Source organism: Arcicella sp. GW822-FHT02H01, from assembly GCF_058802005.1.
The window spans coordinates 1-18,343 of record NZ_JBXANT010000005.1; the positions used below are offsets into that span (position 1 = coordinate 1).

Genomic DNA, 18,343 nt, shown 5'->3' on the forward strand with positions numbered 1-18,343 from the left:
ATGAAAAAGGATAATAAGGATAAAAATAGCAGTAATACAAACAAAGAAACGAACGTAGTTAAGTTAATACGCAAGGCTAATCGACTAGTCGAAGGTAAATACCGTTTTGACATTTGGGAGATGAGAGTCTTTACCAAAATGTTAATGAAAATACATAGGGATGATGAAGACTTTAAGGTGTATCGAATTTACCTACATGAAGTAATTCAGGATTTTGATTTACAAGAAGATGGACATTCATACAAATATCTGAAACAAGGAGCAGAACGTTTGGGTAGAAGGGAAATTAGAGTATTGATGGACACTCCAGATGGCAAAATGGAGTTGTTTACCCACATTGCAACAGGCGTTAAGAGCTTTGTAGAAGAAAAATCAGCTAAATATTTAGATATTTCTTTTCATCCTGATATGAAGCCTTTTTTACTTCAATTACAAAGCCAGTTTTTGATGTATGATGTAAGAAACATACTTAAACTTCAAAGTTCTTTTTCAATCAGAATCTATGAATTATTGAAACAATATGAAACGATAGGGAAGAGGCAAATCAAAATTCATGAATTAAAAGAAATGTTGGATGTAGTAGAAAAGTATCCTCTTTATGGAAATTTTAAGCAAAGGGTTATTGTAAAAGCACAAGAAGATTTAGAAAAATATACAGACATCAAATTTACATTTGATGAAGTAAAAACGGGAAGAGCTGTTACAGCCATAACTTTTTGGATTACGCCGAATAAAAATAAACAAGATGTTGGAAAAATGTTATACTTCCCAGAGATTGCTGAAGAACTTAAAGGCAGTGGACAAACAGATGATTTATTAACACTGACGCAAAACTGGGAGGGAATGACTACGGCTCTTATTGAACAATGGGTAAATATCTATGGGATTGAAGAGGTCAGTAAAGAAATTATAAAAACTAATAAACTTATTTTAGAGGGTAAAAATGTTCATAATCCTGTAGGATTTGTTACTTGGGCTTTACAAAACCCTAATGTAATAAAAGGTGCTACGCCGCCGCCTTTGAAGGTACAAATCGTTCACCAAGAAGAGTTAAAATTGAGTAGCAAAGAAATTGATAACTATTGGAAAGGTGATTTTAATCAATGGTTTTTAGATTATCTTCAACAAATAGCAATTTCTTCTCCACATGAAGTTTTTCATAATATTGTAGAAGAACTAAGGCATTTATATTCAGAAAAACTTTTTTCTACTTTATTCTTGTATAAAGACGGCTCCGTGAATGAAGAAGCCTTGAATAGCTCAGTAGGAGTGAAGCTCTTAGAAAAAGAAAATAAAACAAAAGAATCTGTTTTTGTAGATTGGTTTTTTGAAAGATTTCAGAAAAAAATAACGCTACAAAGGAATGGAACATGGAGTTGAAGACAGCTGAAAAGCCACTTCTAAGCCAAGCCCATATCAAGGCAGATTTTCGTCCTAACTAAGGACTTTCTTTTTTATAGACTTTCATGATTGCTCGGTGATTGGTTTACTATAATTCCCAATCACCACTTTGCGATGTCTTAAATATTTGTAAAGTGTCATTTTTGATACCCCGATTTCTAAGGCAATTTGGTTTACACCCATTTTACCTTCTTTATAATAAGTTTCTGCCAATATTGCTTTTTGTTCAGCTGCTTTAGTCATTCCTTGGCGACGACCACCTTTTCTCCCTCTGGCACGAGCAGCTTCTAAACCAGCTTTTGTTCTTTCTCTGATTAAGTCTCTTTCAAATTCAGCAAAGCAAGCAGATATATTAAAAAATAAACGCCCTTGTGGTGTAGTTGTATCAATGGCGTCACTGATACTTTGAATACCAACTTGTTTGTCATTCAGTTGAGCAACTACTTCTAACAAATGTTTTAAAGATCTTCCCAATCTATCAAGTTTATAAACAACTACGATATCACCTTTGCGAAGCTGTCTTAGCATTTTAGTAAGTTCAACTCTATCTGTTTTTGCACCTGAAGCCGTTTCGGTTAAAATGATTTCACAACCTGCTTTTGCCAAAGCATCTGTTTGCATTTCGAGGTTTTGGTCTTTGGTACTAACTCTAGCGTATCCTATCTTCATTGGTATATAGTTATTCATGTATAAGTAAAGATATTTATACTTTGATTAATATACAAGTATTATATACAAATTAAAATACCCTCAGGTTTTTTTAAATTATTTCTCTTATAAATTTATTGGATAGAAAAATTGTATAAATAAACGGGCGTTTGATTGGACTAAAGTTTTATATGATTTCTGCAAACAATTCTTAGAAATATAAGTAATACTATCCTCTATCCTTAGTTTTTGCAAATTTTTTATAAATATTATTAACTATCGAAAACTCTGTAAAAGTTGTAATGAAATATATATTTTAACTTTGTTTTAACTAAAAAATAAAATTTATATATTCTGGGAAAGAGATAAAATTATATTTTTATAATATTATTTTAAACAATAGGATGAGTGTTTTGATATGTATTCTTACATTTGTGTCTATTTTACACATTTCATTTTTAGTTTATGTATCAATATTTAAGATTGATAATTATTTGTTGTTTTATATAGCTTCTTTTAAATACTGTCTTTCAGAAAGATAGTATTCCTATTATTGAATGAATAACGTGATTAATCATGACAAAAAAATACCTCCTTCTTTTTTTACTTTTGCTGTTCCAACAATCTTTTGGGCAAGTAAAAAACTATAACTTTATCAATATTAATAGCAAAGATGGGCTTGCTTCAAATACAGTTTATGCTATTTATAAAGATAAATTAGGCTTTATGTGGTTTGGTACTGAAGATGGACTTAATAAATTTGATGGACAAAATTTTACCGTTTATAGGCATAAACAAAATGAAAAAGAAAGCATAGGAAGGGGAGAAGTAATGGGTATTACTGAAGATAAAAATAGAAATATATGGATAGGAACTAAGTTAACGTTGGCATTATATAATAGGAGTTCAGACAAATTTACCAATTTTGATTTTACCAAAACAGGCTGGATACATACGCTATCTTCCGATCATTTGGGCAATATATGGGTTGGTACATACAATGGACTTTTTTATTTTGATACTAAAACAAGAAAAACGAAGGCTTTTAATACTCATAAAATAGCTACAAAAAATATAGCTTCAGAATTGGTTTATTGCATATTTGAAGATAGAAAAAAACAAATTTGGGTTGGTTCAAAATCAGGTCTATATTTACTTGACCAAAATCAAGATGTGGTAAAAAAGTATGTTCACCAAAACAATAACCTTAATTCACTTTCTGATAATAACGTCAGAGCTATTACGGAAGACCGAAATGGTAACTTATGGATAGGCACCAACTTAGGCTTAAATGTAATGAATCCTACCACAGGAAAGATTGAGCGTTTTAAAAGTAGTGAGTCTGACGAGAGAACGATTAGCAATAACATCATTAATAAAGTTATTTTTGATAGCAATGGAAACCTTTGGATTGGCACAGAAAATGGAGTATCAATTTTTGATATTACAACCCGTACAGCATTAAGAATTAAGAGCCTCTTGCCAGATAAAAATAATCCATTTGGAAGCTTTGCTGGCTATAAGGTAAAAGACATTTATATTGGGAAAGACGGTATAAGTTGGTTCGCTACCGTCAACGGAGGCGTAAATAAATATGATAAAAATTTAGCCTTTTTTCAGCATAGATTCCATCTGCCCAATGAATCATACGGATTAAAAGGGTCTTCTGTGATGGCTTTTGCAGAAGGTGCTTTTGGTAATCTTTATGTAGGTACAGATGGGGGAGGACTTAATATTTTTGATGCTAAAAATAATGTTTTCCACGATGTTAGTATTTATTCTTCTCAGGGAAAGATTAAAAATATTTCAGCTTTAGAAAAAAAAGGGGATGATTTGATTGTTGGCACAAGCACCGAAGGAATATTTAGTATCAATGAAAAAACACATCTAACAAAACCCTTGTTCGCTATTAGAGACAAATTGAATAAATCTGTTATTGTGATTAATTGCTTAAAAGCAGACACGAAGGGTAACCTCTGGGTTGGTACAAATGGTGCAGGCTTGTATGTTTGTTTAGCACAGTCAAGTACATTCGTTCCTTTCAGGGATATACTGGATAAACAACTCAAAAAAGAGTATTCCTTAAATGATTATATTACAGCAATCGAAGAAGATAAAGAAGGAAATATTTGGGTAGGCTCAAATGGAAGTGGTCTCATTATTTATAATTCAGACAAGCATACATTAATTACCTTTAATCAGAAGAATGATAATTTCCCCATCCATAGAATACTAAGTATTTATTCAGACAAACACGATAGAACATGGGTGAGTGTGTGGGGAGAAGGATTATGTTTGTACAATAAAAAAAGAAGAAAATTTGAGCAGTATGGAGAGGAACACTTACTTTCTAATAATGTTATTTACAAAATATTAGAAGACAATGCTGGAAAGCTTTGGCTGAGTACCAACAAAGGAATTTCGATGTTTGATTTAAGTAAAAAGATTTTTAAGAATTTTACGTATCGAAATGGTATTCAAAATACAACATTCAATGTAGGTGCTGGAATCAAGACAAAGACAGGAGAAATGTATTTTGGAGGGCTTGATGGCTTTAATTTTTTCAACCCTATTCAATTATTTCAAAATACTAAAACGCCATCGGTTGTGATTACCGATATAAAAATCAATAATAAACGAGCTAACCCTACTGAAAATACAGAACTTAAAGAGGATATTACTTTAGCCAAGGAAATCAACTTAAGCTATAAACAAAATTTTTCTTTAGACTTTGTCGCTTTAAATTATACTGCTCCGCATGAAAACCAATACATTTATCAGCTTGAAGGCTTTGATAAAGAATGGAACAATGTTGGCTCTGTAACGACTGCTGTTTATACTAATCTAGACCCAGGGCAATATATTTTTAGGTTGAAAGTAAAAAGTGAGGATGGCACTTGGCAAACCCCAGAAAAAACCATCCTTATTAATGTACATCCACCATTTTGGCGTACTTATTATGCTTATATAATATATTTGGTAGTATTGATATTTACTTTATGGATGATAAGGAGAAGGGGAGTACAAAAGTTAAAAAATGAATTTGCACTTGAACAGGAGAGAACAGAGGCGGAGCGTAAAATGGAGTTGGAACAACTGAAAATCAAATTCTTGACCAATTTGAGTCATGAATTAAAAACACCCCTTACTTTAATTTTGAATCCAGTTGAAAACCTTTTGTTTAGAGAGAAAAGCAATGATAAAATTGAAATGCTAAATCTTATCAATAGAAATTCAAAAAGACTTTTGAATCTTGTAAATCAATTACTTGATTTTAGGAAAATTGAAGAAAATGAACTCAAGCTAAATTTAATGCTACAAGACCTTGTTCCTTTGGTGAAGGAAATCTTTGATTCATTTAAGTACATAGCCTCGCAAAAAAACATTCATCTTGAATTTGCCAGTACTATTGAGGAGTATAATACATATTTTGATAAAAATAAAATGGAGCGTATTTTAATAAATATACTCTCAAACGCTATCAAGTTTACGAACGAAAATGGTAATGTGTATTGTCATATCAAGTCTATATCAAATAGTGGTGTCGAACTCATCATTGGTGATTCAGGCATTGGTATACCTCAGCACATGCAGGCAGAAGTTTTTGAAAGGTTTATCCAAGTAAGTAGTCCAGCTCATATCCTTAATCAAGGAAGTGGAATAGGATTATCTATTGCTCAGGAGTTTGTTAAGTTACATGGCGGAACCATCAAATTAGTAAGTGAAGAATATAAAGGAAGTGTTTTTACCCTATATTTCCCTTTTATTCAGGAGCAACAAAAAATTAACCAAACCAATAAAGAGGACGAAAAAATAGCATCAGAAAGTTTGTCGTATATACATAAGAGTGAAGAAGAAATTGACGTTACAGAAAAACCTGTAGTCCTGATTGTTGACGATAGTTACGACCTACGTATATTCTTAAGGGAAAGCTTAAAATCAAAGTATAAAATCATCGAAGCAGCAGATGGGAAACAGGGGTGGCAAAAGGCATTATCATCGCATCCAGAAATCATTGTGAGTGATGTAAATATGCCCAATATGGATGGAATAGAAATGGTTAACAAAATAAAGAAAGATGAAAGAACGAAACATATCCCCGTTATACTCTTAACTGTTTTGACAGATGAAGTAGAGCAACTAGAAGGGCTCAAAACAGGGGCAAATGACTATTTGACTAAACCATTCAGTTTTGAGGTACTGAGTATTAAAATAGACAACCTTTTAAAACTAAACAGTACTTTCAAAAATACGTATAAAAAGCAAATTAATATAGAAACCACTGAAACAGAAGTGGTTTTAGAAGACGAAAAATTTTTATTAAAAATAAACAAATACATTGATGAACATATTCATGATTCTGAGCTATCAATTGAAGAGTTAAGCCAGAAAATGAATATGAGTAGAGGGACGCTTTATAGTAAACTCTTGAAGATTACAGGGGAAACCCCTATAGAGTATATTCGTTCAATTAAATTGACTAAAGCGTTGCCTTTGCTTGAAAAAAGTGACATGAAAATTTCACAAATTGCGTATGAAGCAGGGTTTTCAAATCCAAACTATTTTACGCGTGCTTTTAAAATCAAATACGAAATTTCGCCTACAGAATATATTAAGTTAAAAAGAGGCAAATAAAGCTCATTCCTTATTTTAAGGCATAATAAAGCTTTTACTTAGGTTGGAAAGACTACCCTAAATTGGTAGTTTCTTCTTATTAAAGCACCCTGCTAAGTGTAAACAATTTTACTTCAATACTAATTTTCAGCTAATCATGATAAGCCTAAATATGCATTTTAGGCTTATATATTTTATGTCCATCCTATTTAAAAGTGGGCAATTAAGCCCTATTTTTTTCTTTTTAGACGGGATATTGCCTCGAAATAGGGATATTATATGATTATAAATGTGTCAAATTGACATTTTTTTATACAATTAAACATTTTAAATGTATATCTAACGATTAGTGCTAAATATTTGCTTTTCATTTTTTTTACTTTACACCGTCAAAACTACCATTGACAGCAATTAAGTGTTATTTTTTATCAAAACAATCATATCCCTGATTCATTATGAAACAATTCAACTATCCAATCCTACAAAGGAAAAAAAAACTATACACTATTATGATGTATATTATTTTCTTTTGTATTTCGAGTATTACGCTGAGTGCCCAAACCCTGAAAGGGCGTATTACTACAGATGCTGGGAAGGAAATCCCCGGAGCCTCCATTTTAATTAAAGGAACAAACATTGGTACGGTTGCTAATAGCAATGGAGAGTATCTCTTTAATAATTTACCTAAAAATGCTACGATTGTTATTACAAGTGTTGGGTATATAAAACAAGAAATTAGCGTGGGTACCAAAACCGTTATTGATGTTACCTTACTTACTGATAACAGAGAGTTGGGGGAAGTTATCGTGGTAGGTTATGGTACTCAAAAGAAAAGAGACATCACTGGCTCAGTTGTATCAGTTACAGAGGCAACTCTGAAAGAAGTACCAGCACCAAACCTTTTAAATTCCTTAAAGGGTAGAGCAGCTGGCGTATCAATCGTAAGCAATGGGTCTACCCCAGGTAGCCAAGCGTCGATTCGTATTCGTGGTAATCGCTCACTGACAACTGGTAATGGCGACGGACTTGATGGACCTTTAGTCGTGGTTGATGGTATTCCTTATGGAGGACTAAATGATATTAATCCAGATGATATTTCAAATATTGAAATTCTTAAAGATGCCTCTGCAACGGCAATTTATGGTTCGCGTGGTGCGGGCGGGGTTATTTTAGTAACGACCAAAAGAGGTAAAATTGGAAAGCCTGTATTAACTTATGATGGGTATCATGGTATTACGAATATTATGGGCAAATACAACGTTATGAATGGAGAACAATATGCAAAGTTCAAAGATTTGTCAGCAGCTTATAATACCCAAGGAGCAGGAACAACAGCTTACCCTTTAACAGACGAGGAAAAAGCGAATCTAGCTGCTGGCGTTTCAACTGACTGGCAAGATTTATTGTACAAACAAGGGTTTAATACTAGTCATCAACTTGGTTTACAAGGAGGCGTAGAAAATACGCAATATGGGATGGGAATAGGCTATTTCAATGAAATGGGAATTTTGCCAAACCAAAACTTTGACCGTGCGACTATACGTGCAACCATAGACCAAAAAATCGGAAAACATGTAAAAATTGGGTTGAACACAATCAATACATTGACCCATAAGAACGACCCTGCGGGTGGTGGTATTCCAACAGAACTGGTACGTCTTTCTCCATTAGTTTCTGCCTATAATGCTGATGGGTCTGTAAACCTAAATCCTAAAAAAGGTACAATCGAAGCGCAAGCTGTTAGCCCCTTGACGCTTATCTCTCGTGGAGCTGATATCCTTTCAAATGAGCGTTCTTTAAGAACTTTCAATAGCTTGTATGCAGAAGTAAATATCATAGATGGACTTAAATACCGCTTCAATGCTGGTCTTAACTTTAGCCAAGTACATTTTAATGGTTATAGCCCTCCAAATACATTTGTTAACACAGGAACAGATCAAAGTGTATCAAGTGCAGATATTAGAAATACAGAATATTGGGACGTGAATTTACAGCACTTATTATATTATGATAAAGTATTTGCTGAAAAACATAAAATAGGGTTAACAGCGTTATATGAAATTACAAAAAACCACAATTTAGGTAGCAATTTTAATGTAAAAGGCGTACCAGCCGATTATATTCAAACTGCAAACTTTACTTTGGCATCTGGAGCAGTCACTGCTAATACTAGTTTCGGTAACGGTTACGGAGAAACAGGATTAGTATCTTATATGGCACGTTTGAACTATACGTTCAATGATAAATATACGCTTACAGCTACTTTCCGTAGAGATGGTTCTTCTACATTATCGCCAGGGAATCAGTATTTTAACTATCCTGCCATTGGTTTGAGTTGGAATATCATTGATGAGCCATTTATGAAAGACCTTACCGTGTTTTCTAACTTAAAACTAAGAGGTGGTTGGGGGATTTCTGGTAACCGTAACGTAGATGCTTATGCAACTTTAGGGGCATTATCTTCTGGATATTATAACTTCGGTACTACCACTGCTGGGCAAGCACTTGCTTATACAGTAACAAGTTTACCTGCAAGCAATTTAGGATGGCAATCAACATCACAATCTGATTTTGGTTTGGAAATTGGGTTATTAAATAACCGAATTACGGGTTCATTTGATGTGTATAAACAAAATACTAAAGACATTTTGCTTTCTGTAAACCTTCCTCAAAGTAACGGAGCAGGTTCTGCTTTGAAAAACTTAGGAAAAACGGAAGGTAGCGGATTTGAATCATCTTTAACATTCGATATCGTCAGAAATAAAAACGGCTTTAATTGGAGTACTGACGTAACTTATTTCTTTAATCGTGAAAAAATTACTCAGCTTACAACTCCTTCAGAATTAGACAATAAAGGAAACTTTTGGTTTGTTGGACAACCCCTCACAGTTATCTATGACTACAACAAAATCGGGATTTGGCAACAATCTGATAAAGACAACGGTACGCTTGCAAAACAAACCTCGCCAGTACAAGTACCAGGAGAAATCAGGGTTGAAGACGTAGATGGTAATGGTAAAATTGATGCTAATGACCGCAAAGTTATTGGTAACTTCCAACCAAAATGGGAAGGTGGCTTTACCAATAGAATCAGTTTTAAAGGTTTTGATTTATCTATCGTTACATACGCACGTATGGGCATGAAAGTATTAGTTCCTTATTTAGCTGGGACATCGGGTGGTGGTTCAGGATTTGGATTCCTTAACCAAGGTCGTTCTAACCAGTTAGTAATGGATTATTGGACAACAGAAAACCCAACAAATGCTTTCCCTAAACCAAATGCGGGTGGTGGTGTAAGAGACTTTACATCAACAACACAATATCAAGATGGTTCATTTATCAAAGTGAGAAGTATAAATTTTGGCTACACTGTGCCTACAAAAGTACTAGGGAAACTTGGCATTAGTTCTGCTCGTATATACGTGAATGCAACAAATCCATTTATCCTTTATTCGCCATTGGTGAAAGATAAACTTGCGATTGATCCAGAAGGAAATGGATATGGGAATACAATTCAGGGCGGTAATTTTAACCGTGTAATTAGTGTAAACCTAAATAATCCACCAGTACGTCAATTTACTTTAGGCGTAAATCTCAAATTTTAATGATTGATAAAGACATGAAAAAAATAAAAATTTCCATACTAGTAGCCTGTACTTTATTTTTAAGTTTAGGTTGTGAAAAAATACTTGAAGAACACCCTCAATCTCAAATCGTACCTTCATACTTCAATAGTCCAGCGGGAGTACTTGGCGGTATTGCAGGGGTGTATAACGAAATTCGTAACCAATGGGGTACTGAAGGTTTCTCTTCAGAATTGCAAGCAGGAACAGATGAATTTATTCAAGGTGCAAGTAGTGGTGGTGGCCCTGTTCATACTTTTAATGGACTCAATGGTACTAACTTTGGTTCGGCATGGGGAACATCATTTACATGTATCAATACAGTGAATGGTGTATTGAAGTTTGGTCAGACTATTGATTTGCCAGAAGCAACTAAAAAACAATATTTAGCACAAGCTAAGTTTTTAAGAGCATTTTGGTATTTTTATTTAGTTCAGACGTGGGGAGATGTGCCTTTGCATACTGAATTTATAACAGTGCCTTCTCAAGCTGCAAAAAGAGACCCAGCAGCCGAGGTTTATAAACTAATCATTAAGGATTTAACGGAAGCGGCGGCTGATTTACCAGATAAGCCAACAGCTCCATTCTTAGGGAAAGCAGCCACTAAGCCTGTTGCTCAGTTCTTTTTGGCTAAAGCATACCTAACACGTGGCTGGTTGACTAATTCACAAGCAGACTTTGCTGAAGCTGCAAAAATATCAAGTGATATCATTGCTAATAAGGCAACATCCGGATTGGATTTATGGCAAGATTTCGGAGATGCATTTGTGCCTGCTAATGATTATGGAAAAGAAACGATGTTTGTCAGCGACCACTCAAATGATGCAAAATTCGGATATTATTCTGTTGGTAGTGGTGCCAGTGGTGGTGCTGGACAAAATCTTACACCTTGGTTTACTAACTGGAATTACCCTAATAATAGTGGTGTTAACTCAACTGTAAATGCAAGTGGTGTTTTGGTGAATTCAGGTACTTCATTGATGGTTCGTGATTCATATTATGGTCGTCCATACCAACGTATTCGTCCAAATAGCGTAAAGCAAGCTACTGGTGACGTTGCTGGAAAGAATTATTTTCTTGACCAAGCTTTTGTAAAAAGAGATATTGATTCGAGATACGCCAATACATTTTATACAGTGTATATTGCGAATCAATCAATTACGAATACTGCGACAGCGGCCAATAACAAAAGAGGAATTGGTTATACTACTCAAATAGGGGTTGATACTGCTGTTTGGCTTCCAGACTTTGAGGTTGTCGGAGCACCTCAATTTAATGGAACAAGACCATTTAAAGGAATTATTGTTCCGCCGAGTCTTTGGAAGTCAGATGTTTATCCTGCAATAAAGAAACAAATGGACCCAAGTCGTGGAAGTAATTTCAATGACCCTTCAACTCGTCCAGTTGTAATTACTCGTTTTGCAGAAGTATATCTTGTAGGAGCAGAAGCTTACCTTCAATCGGGTAATAAAGCAAAGGCTGCTGAACTATTGAATGTGTTACGTCAAAGAGCAGCTTATCGTAAGACTAATTCTGCAGCTCAAAATGCCGCCGCAGCCGATGCTATGTTAATAAAAGAAGCAGATGTAACTATCGACTTTATTTTGGATGAAAGAAGCCGTGAATTATTTGGTGAGTGGATGAGATTCCAAGACTTAGTACGTACCAAGACATTGGTTAAACGTATAAAACTTTGGAATAATGAAGCTAGCCCTTATATAAAAGATTTCCATCTTTTAAGACCAATTCCACAGTCTGAAATAGATCGTACTGTCGAAGGCCCAGCATTTACACAAAATCCAGGTTATTAAGATTTAACACATGACTAGACTGCTCCATGTTTTTATTTGGAGCAGTCTTTTACTTGATAGATTCATCTTAAAAGACTTTTAGATATTAAAGATAATTAGCGATAATAGAGCATTTTTTCATTTTATCCTGATAGCGTATTTTATGAAAAAACCACTTACTTTTTACCTATACAGAGCCCATTTTATAATATTATTTATATTAATTTGAAAATTTCATACCTATTGAACATTTTGAAGTAATATTTGCCAATTTGTGCTACTCAATTTTTTATTGATTTGCTTACTTTACACCATCAAAAAAGCGTAATGTCGACTGTACACGTATATCCATTACCGAACACACTTATACGGTTGTAGAATCAATAAAAGCTAATACTCAAACAAGCTCAATATTTATGAAACAAATTTACTTAGTACTTTTACTCTTATCAGTCACGCATTGCTTTTCACAAAATAAATCGCAATTAAAGCTATGGTATAACCAGCCTTCGGGAAATACTTGGGAAAATGCACTGCCTATTGGAAATGGATTTTTAGGAGCAATGGTCTATGGAAATGTTGAAAAAGAAACCATCCAACTCAACGAGCATACAGTATGGAGTGGTAGTCCCAATCGCAATGATAATCCTGATGCTTTGGCGTCATTACAAGTTATTAGAAAATTGATTTTTGAGGGCAAATACAAAGAAGCTGAAAAATTAACGAACCAGTCAATTATTACTAAAAAATCGCATGGGCAAATGTTTCAGCCTGTCGGCAACTTACATCTTACTTTTGAGGGACATCAATACTATACAAATTATCGTCGTGAATTAGACATTGAAAAAGCAATTGCCACCACCACTTATTCGGTCGGAGACGTTACTTATACTCGCAAAGCCTTAGTTTCTTTTTCAGATAGAGTAATTGTATTGAGACTCACAGCCAATAAAGCTAATAGTCTCTCATTTACAGCTACTTATTCTTCACTACACACTAAAAAATCAATAGCTACAACTCCAACCAAAGAACTTACTTTATCAGCCACTACCTCCGACCATGAAGGCGTAAAAGGTTTGGTTAGACTTAAAGGAATAACAAAAATCAACATTGAAGGAGGAAGTATGACCACTACTGATAGTTCTATATCGGTGAAAGATGCAAATGTGGCAACCATTTTTATTTCGATTGCTACCAATTTTAACAAATATGATGATATAAGTGCCGACGAAAATAAAAGAGCTTCGGAATATTTGAATAAAGCTTTTTCAAAGTCTTATGATGTCATTGTAAATGGACATATAGCGGCTTATCAAAAATATTTTAATCGAGTAAAATTGGATTTAGGGACAACAGATGCCATAAAATTACCGACTGATGAACGATTGAAAAAATTCAACAAGACTTATGACCCTCATTTTGTCACACTCTATTATCAGTATGGAAGGTATTTATTGATTTCCTCTTCACAACCAAGCGGACAACCAGCCAACTTACAAGGTATTTGGAATAATAAACTACGTCCAGCATGGGATAGTAAATATACCATCAATATCAATACTGAAATGAATTATTGGCCTGCTGAGAAAACCAATCTTTCTGAACTGCACGAGCCTTTAATCAAACTGATAAGAGAATTGTCGGAGACGGGCAAAGAAACCGCAAAAGTTATGTATGGAGCTCGTGGCTGGATGGCACATCATAACACAGATATTTGGCGCACTAATGGTGCTGTAGATGGTGCATTTTGGGGCGTTTGGAATGCAGGAGGGGGCTGGTTAAGTCAGCACCTTTGGGAACATTATTTATACAATGGTGATAAAAAATATTTAGCTTCAGTGTATCCCATTTTAAAAGGTGCAGCTACCTTTTACGTTGATTTTTTAGTAGAACATCCTAAATACCATTGGCTTGTGGTATCACCAGCTAACTCACCCGAGAATGCACCAGGAGCGCATGAAGGGTCTTCTTTAGATGCGGGGACAACTATGGATAATCAAATTGTTTATGATGTATTCAGTACAACCATAAGAGCCGCCGAAGCCCTCAGTAAAGACCATGCCTTTGTGGATACCCTTAAGCAAATACGTAGTAAATTAGCCCCAATGCACATCGGTAAGCATAATCAATTGCAAGAGTGGCTCGATGATGTAGATGAGCCTAATGACCACCATCGTCATATTTCACATTTATACGGTTTGTTTCCATCCAATCAAATATCACCGTACAGAACACCTGAACTATTTGCAGCAGCAAAAAATACCCTTATTCAGCGTAGTGATGTTTCCACAGGTTGGAGTATGGGCTGGAAAGTAAACTGGTGGGCAAAAATGCAAGATGGAAATCATGCCTATCAACTAATTAAAAACCAGCTTACACCATTGGGCGTAAATGCTGAAGGTGGTGGTACTTACAACAATTTATTTGATGCGCATCCTCCATTTCAGATTGATGGCAATTTTGGTTGTACTTCGGGGATTACTGAAATGCTCATGCAAAGTGCCGACGATGCGATACATTTATTGCCTGCTCTTCCCGATGTTTGGACGGAGGGTTCTATTCGAGGACTTCGTGCTAAAGGAGGATTTGAAGTAGTAGAAATGCAATGGAAAGATGCCAAAATTATTAAGGTAGTAATAAAATCTAACTTGGGAGGGAACCTTCGTTTACGATTACCCAGTGAATTGAAATCAACCAAAGGAGCTAATTTGAGTAAAGCTTTAGGTAAAAATCCTAACCCATTTTATCAATTAGAAGAAACGCCAAAACCGATTATTTCTGAAAAATCAACCATTAAACCCCTTGAATTGAAAGAAACGGCACTTTTTGATATATCAACTCAAAAAGGTAAAATCTATACTTTTTCAACAAAATAAATCTTTGAAATTTTATTATCATGAAAATAAGAATATTCGTTTTAGTATTGACATATTTGATTACAATCAATATCACAAACGCTCAAAAAACAACGTTAGTAAACCCTATCATGACAGGCTTTTACCCTGACCCAAGTATTGTACAAGTAGGAAAAGACTATTATCTTATCAACTCTACCTTTTCGTATTTCCCCGGCATTCCCGTTATGCACAGCCGAGACCTCAAAAATTGGAAACAAATTGGTAATGTAATTGACCGCCCGTCGCAAATGGATTTTATGGGCGAGCGTATGACTCGTGGCCTTTTTGCACCTGCTATTAATTATTATAAAGGCATTTTCTATGTAACCTGTACTGATATTGACCACGACGGAAATTTTGTGGTAACTGCTAGTAACCCCGCTGGTCCGTGGAGTAATCCAGTAAAACTGCCAGAGGTAAAAGGCATCGACCCTTCGCTTTATTTTGATGAAGAAACAGACAAAGCCTATATCGTTTATAATAGCGACGCCCCCAATTACAAACCGCTTTATTCAGGGCATCGTACTATCCGTATGTATGAATTTGACTATAAAAACCTAAAAGTTATTGGGGAAGAGCAACAGTTAGTAAACGGAGGAGTAGACATCAGCAAAAAACCCGTATGGATTGAAGGTCCACATATTATGAAACGTTTTGGTTGGTATTATTTGTATGCCGCAGAAGGTGGTACTTCTGTCAATCACTCAGAGGTAATACTCAGAAGTAAATCCGTTTCGGGGCCATATATACCTTATGAAAACAATCCTATTTTAACACAAAGAGATTTACCAGAAGACCGAAAAGACCCTATTACCTCAGCAGGTCATGCGCAGTTTGTGGATGGTCCAGATGGCAAAACTTATGCTATTTTTCTAGCCGTTCGCCCTTATGAAGGAGACTATTATAATACGGGGCGTGAAACATTTATTGCTCCAGTAGAATGGAAAGACGAATGGCCAATTATTAATCCTTATAGCAAAGAAATTAAATACAGCTATGCCACTGATTTTAAGGAAGAAAAACAAAAAGGAGTATTGCCACAATCGGGCAATTTTACTTATACGTTCAATTTCGACAAAAAACTAGATCCATCACTTTTGTTCATGCGAACAGTTGATTCAAGTTCTTTTGCCCTTTCTTCTAACAAAGGATTGACACTAAAGCTAAAGTCAGCAACCGTAATGGATTTTGCGAATCCTTCTTTCGTGGGAAAACGTCAGCAACATCTTTACAGCACAGCCGAAACAGCCTTGACATTTTCTGCAACAAAAGAAAATGAAAAAGCAGGGTTAGCGATTTTTCAGAATGAAAACCACTTCTATTTCTTGGGTAAATCAATTGCAGGAGGGAAGCCCGTATTACAACTTTATCAAAGCGATACCAAGAATAAAACCATGAGTTTATTGACGGAAGTACCTATCAATTCAAAGCAAGAACAGATAAAATTACGTATCACTTCAGAAGGGGATAAGTACAGCTTTTATTATGCTACTGACAAAGAGAATTGGCAAGTTATCAAAGACAAAGTAGATGGAAAATTTTTGAGTACAAAAACAGCAGGAGGGTTCATTGGCTGTATTTATGGGATGTATGCAACCTCGTCTGGTGAAGATAGCAATAATACTGCCTCTTTTAAATACCTGAAATACACAGGTAATGACAGTATGTTTAAGTAAATAATAATGTGGGATTATGCTGTTTCCAAAAACTTGAGAGACAAGTAATGATTAACAGTTTAAGTATTGAACAAAATGATAAAAAGATTTTTATTCCTGACTATATTAATATTTAGTCAAAAAGTATTTGCACAAGTAAAACAGGCGCAAAATCCTATCATCTTTGCAGATGTGCCTGATATGGCTATGATTAGAGTGGGCAATACGTATTACATGAGTAGCACAACCATGCACATGAGTCCGGGTGTGCCTATTATGAAATCAAAAGATTTAGTCAATTGGGAGATGGTTGGCTATGCCTACGACACATTGGCCAGCATCAACGAACTGAATTTAACCAATGGCAAAAGTACTTATGGCAGAGGCTCGTGGGCAAGTAGCTTACGGTTCCATGATGGAACTTATTATCTGACTACTTTTGCACAAACCACAGGCAAAACACATATTTATACCACTAAAAACATTGAAAAAGGCCCTTGGAAAGCTATTTCTTTCAGGCCTTCTTATCATGACCATACTTTGTTTTTTGATGATGATGGTCGTACATATTTGATTTATGGTAGTGGTAAACTCAAATTAGTAGAACTCAAGGCTGATGCTTCGGGCGTTAAAGAAGGTAGCACTGAACAAGTAATTATTGAAAATGCCAGTACGCCGTCAGGAACCAACGGTGGTTTGCCCGCAGAAGGTTCTCAGCTCTTTAAAGTAAATGGCAAATACTTCTTATTCAATATTAGCTGGCCACGTGGCGGTATGCGTACTGTAGTAATCCACCGAGCCGATAAAATTACAGGACCTTGGGAAGGGAAAGTAGGATTGCAAGATTTGGGCGTTGCTCAAGGTGGACTGATTGATACCCCAGACGGGAAATGGTATTCATACTTATTTCGTGATTTTGGTGGAGTTGGTCGGATTCCCTATTTAGTACCAGTAAAATGGGAAGATGGTTGGCCAGTATTGGGCGAAAATGGTAAAGTTCCCGAAAAATTAGACCTTCCAGCCAATAAAAGTTTAATCCCTGGTATTGTCGCTTCCGATGAATTTACTCGCAAAAAAGGAGAACCAAGTTTGCCTTTAGTATGGCAGTGGAATCATAATCCTGACAATAATTTATGGTCAGTTGCTGAAAGAAAAGGATACTTACGATTAAAAACAGGCAGAATTGATAGCAGTTTTGTTTTAGCCAGAAATACGCTTACTCAGCGAACAATCGGACCAGTTTCTTCGGGAATTACGTCTTTAGACATTTCAAAAATGAAAGAAGGGGACTTTGCTGGATTGAGTCTACTGCAAAAAAACTTTGGTTCGGTAGGTGTAAAAATTGAAAATGGAGAAAAATCAATTGTAATGTATAGCGCTTCTTCTGGAAAACCAGTTGAGGTACAAAAAGTAGCCCTAAAGCAAAATACCATCTTTTTAAAAGCTGAATGTGATTTTAAAAATCGTGCTGATACAGGTTATTTCTTTTACAGTCTTGATGGGAAAGTTTGGCAACCTATTGGTGAACCTATCAAAATGCCTTATACTATTCCGCATTTTATGGGTTATCGTTTTGGGTTATTTAACTATGCGACTAAAAATATAGGCGGATATGCCGATTTTGACTTTTTTCGAATTGAAAATCAGATTTCAAAACAAAATTAATCTGGTCAAAAAAGGCATTAATGGATAGCAATAAGTCAAAAAAAATGTTG

Annotated in this window: 8 protein-coding genes; 7 read left to right on the forward strand and 1 reads right to left on the reverse strand. The window is 35.1% G+C overall.

What is annotated here, in order from left to right; all coding sequences use genetic code 11:
• On the forward strand, positions 1-1,380 hold a 1,380-nt coding region (locus AC1RNE_RS22500; RefSeq protein ID WP_492804368.1), incomplete at its 5' end, for a replication initiation protein.
• A gap of 84 nt (positions 1,381-1,464) precedes the next feature.
• Here AC1RNE_RS22500 and AC1RNE_RS22505 read toward each other — a convergent pair.
• Positions 1,465-2,070 carry a recombinase family protein gene (locus tag AC1RNE_RS22505; RefSeq protein ID WP_492804369.1) on the reverse strand — a complete coding sequence of 202 codons (606 nt, stop codon included), beginning with the start codon at positions 2,068-2,070 and terminating at the stop codon, positions 1,465-1,467.
• A gap of 555 nt (positions 2,071-2,625) precedes the next feature.
• On the opposite strand from AC1RNE_RS22505, the gene AC1RNE_RS22510 reads away from it, so the two are divergent.
• From AC1RNE_RS22510 to AC1RNE_RS22535, 6 genes are all read left to right on the forward strand, one after another.
• Entirely contained in the window at positions 2,626-6,684 is a 4,059-nt protein-coding gene (locus tag AC1RNE_RS22510; protein ID WP_492804370.1) for a hybrid sensor histidine kinase/response regulator transcription factor, read from the forward strand.
• Between the two features lie 488 nt (positions 6,685-7,172).
• Positions 7,173-10,268 (forward strand): SusC/RagA family TonB-linked outer membrane protein, encoded by a 3,096-nt coding sequence (locus AC1RNE_RS22515; RefSeq protein ID WP_492804371.1) that lies wholly within the window; start codon positions 7,173-7,175, stop codon positions 10,266-10,268.
• 14 nt (positions 10,269-10,282) lie between these two features.
• Positions 10,283-12,097, forward strand: a complete 1,815-nt coding sequence (locus AC1RNE_RS22520) for a RagB/SusD family nutrient uptake outer membrane protein (protein ID WP_492804373.1) — start codon at positions 10,283-10,285, stop codon at positions 12,095-12,097.
• Between the two features lie 395 nt (positions 12,098-12,492).
• Positions 12,493-14,952 carry a glycoside hydrolase family 95 protein gene (locus tag AC1RNE_RS22525; RefSeq protein ID WP_492804375.1) on the forward strand — a complete coding sequence of 820 codons (2,460 nt, stop codon included), beginning with the start codon at positions 12,493-12,495 and terminating at the stop codon, positions 14,950-14,952.
• A 20-nt stretch (positions 14,953-14,972) separates the two neighbouring features.
• The gene (locus AC1RNE_RS22530; protein WP_492804377.1) at positions 14,973-16,649 is read left to right on the forward strand and encodes a glycoside hydrolase family 43 protein; all 1,677 of its coding nucleotides are present in this window, start codon (positions 14,973-14,975) and stop codon (positions 16,647-16,649) included.
• A 75-nt stretch (positions 16,650-16,724) separates the two neighbouring features.
• Positions 16,725-18,293 carry a glycoside hydrolase family 43 protein gene (locus AC1RNE_RS22535; RefSeq protein WP_492804379.1) on the forward strand — a complete coding sequence of 523 codons (1,569 nt, stop codon included), beginning with the start codon at positions 16,725-16,727 and terminating at the stop codon, positions 18,291-18,293.
• Positions 18,294-18,343: the final 50 nt, after the last annotated feature.

Coding starts and splice junctions, on each gene's coding strand:
- AC1RNE_RS22530 (WP_492804377.1), top strand. CDS start 14,973: ATGAAAATAAGAATATTCGTTTTAGTATTGACATATTTGATTACAATC.
- AC1RNE_RS22515 (WP_492804371.1), top strand. CDS start 7,173: ATGATGTATATTATTTTCTTTTGTATTTCGAGTATTACGCTGAGTGCC.
- AC1RNE_RS22505 (WP_492804369.1), bottom strand. CDS start 2,070: ATGAAGATAGGATACGCTAGAGTTAGTACCAAAGACCAAAACCTCGAA.
- AC1RNE_RS22520 (WP_492804373.1), top strand. CDS start 10,283: ATGAAAAAAATAAAAATTTCCATACTAGTAGCCTGTACTTTATTTTTA.
- AC1RNE_RS22535 (WP_492804379.1), top strand. CDS start 16,725: ATGATAAAAAGATTTTTATTCCTGACTATATTAATATTTAGTCAAAAA.
- AC1RNE_RS22525 (WP_492804375.1), top strand. CDS start 12,493: ATGAAACAAATTTACTTAGTACTTTTACTCTTATCAGTCACGCATTGC.
- AC1RNE_RS22510 (WP_492804370.1), top strand. CDS start 2,626: ATGACAAAAAAATACCTCCTTCTTTTTTTACTTTTGCTGTTCCAACAA.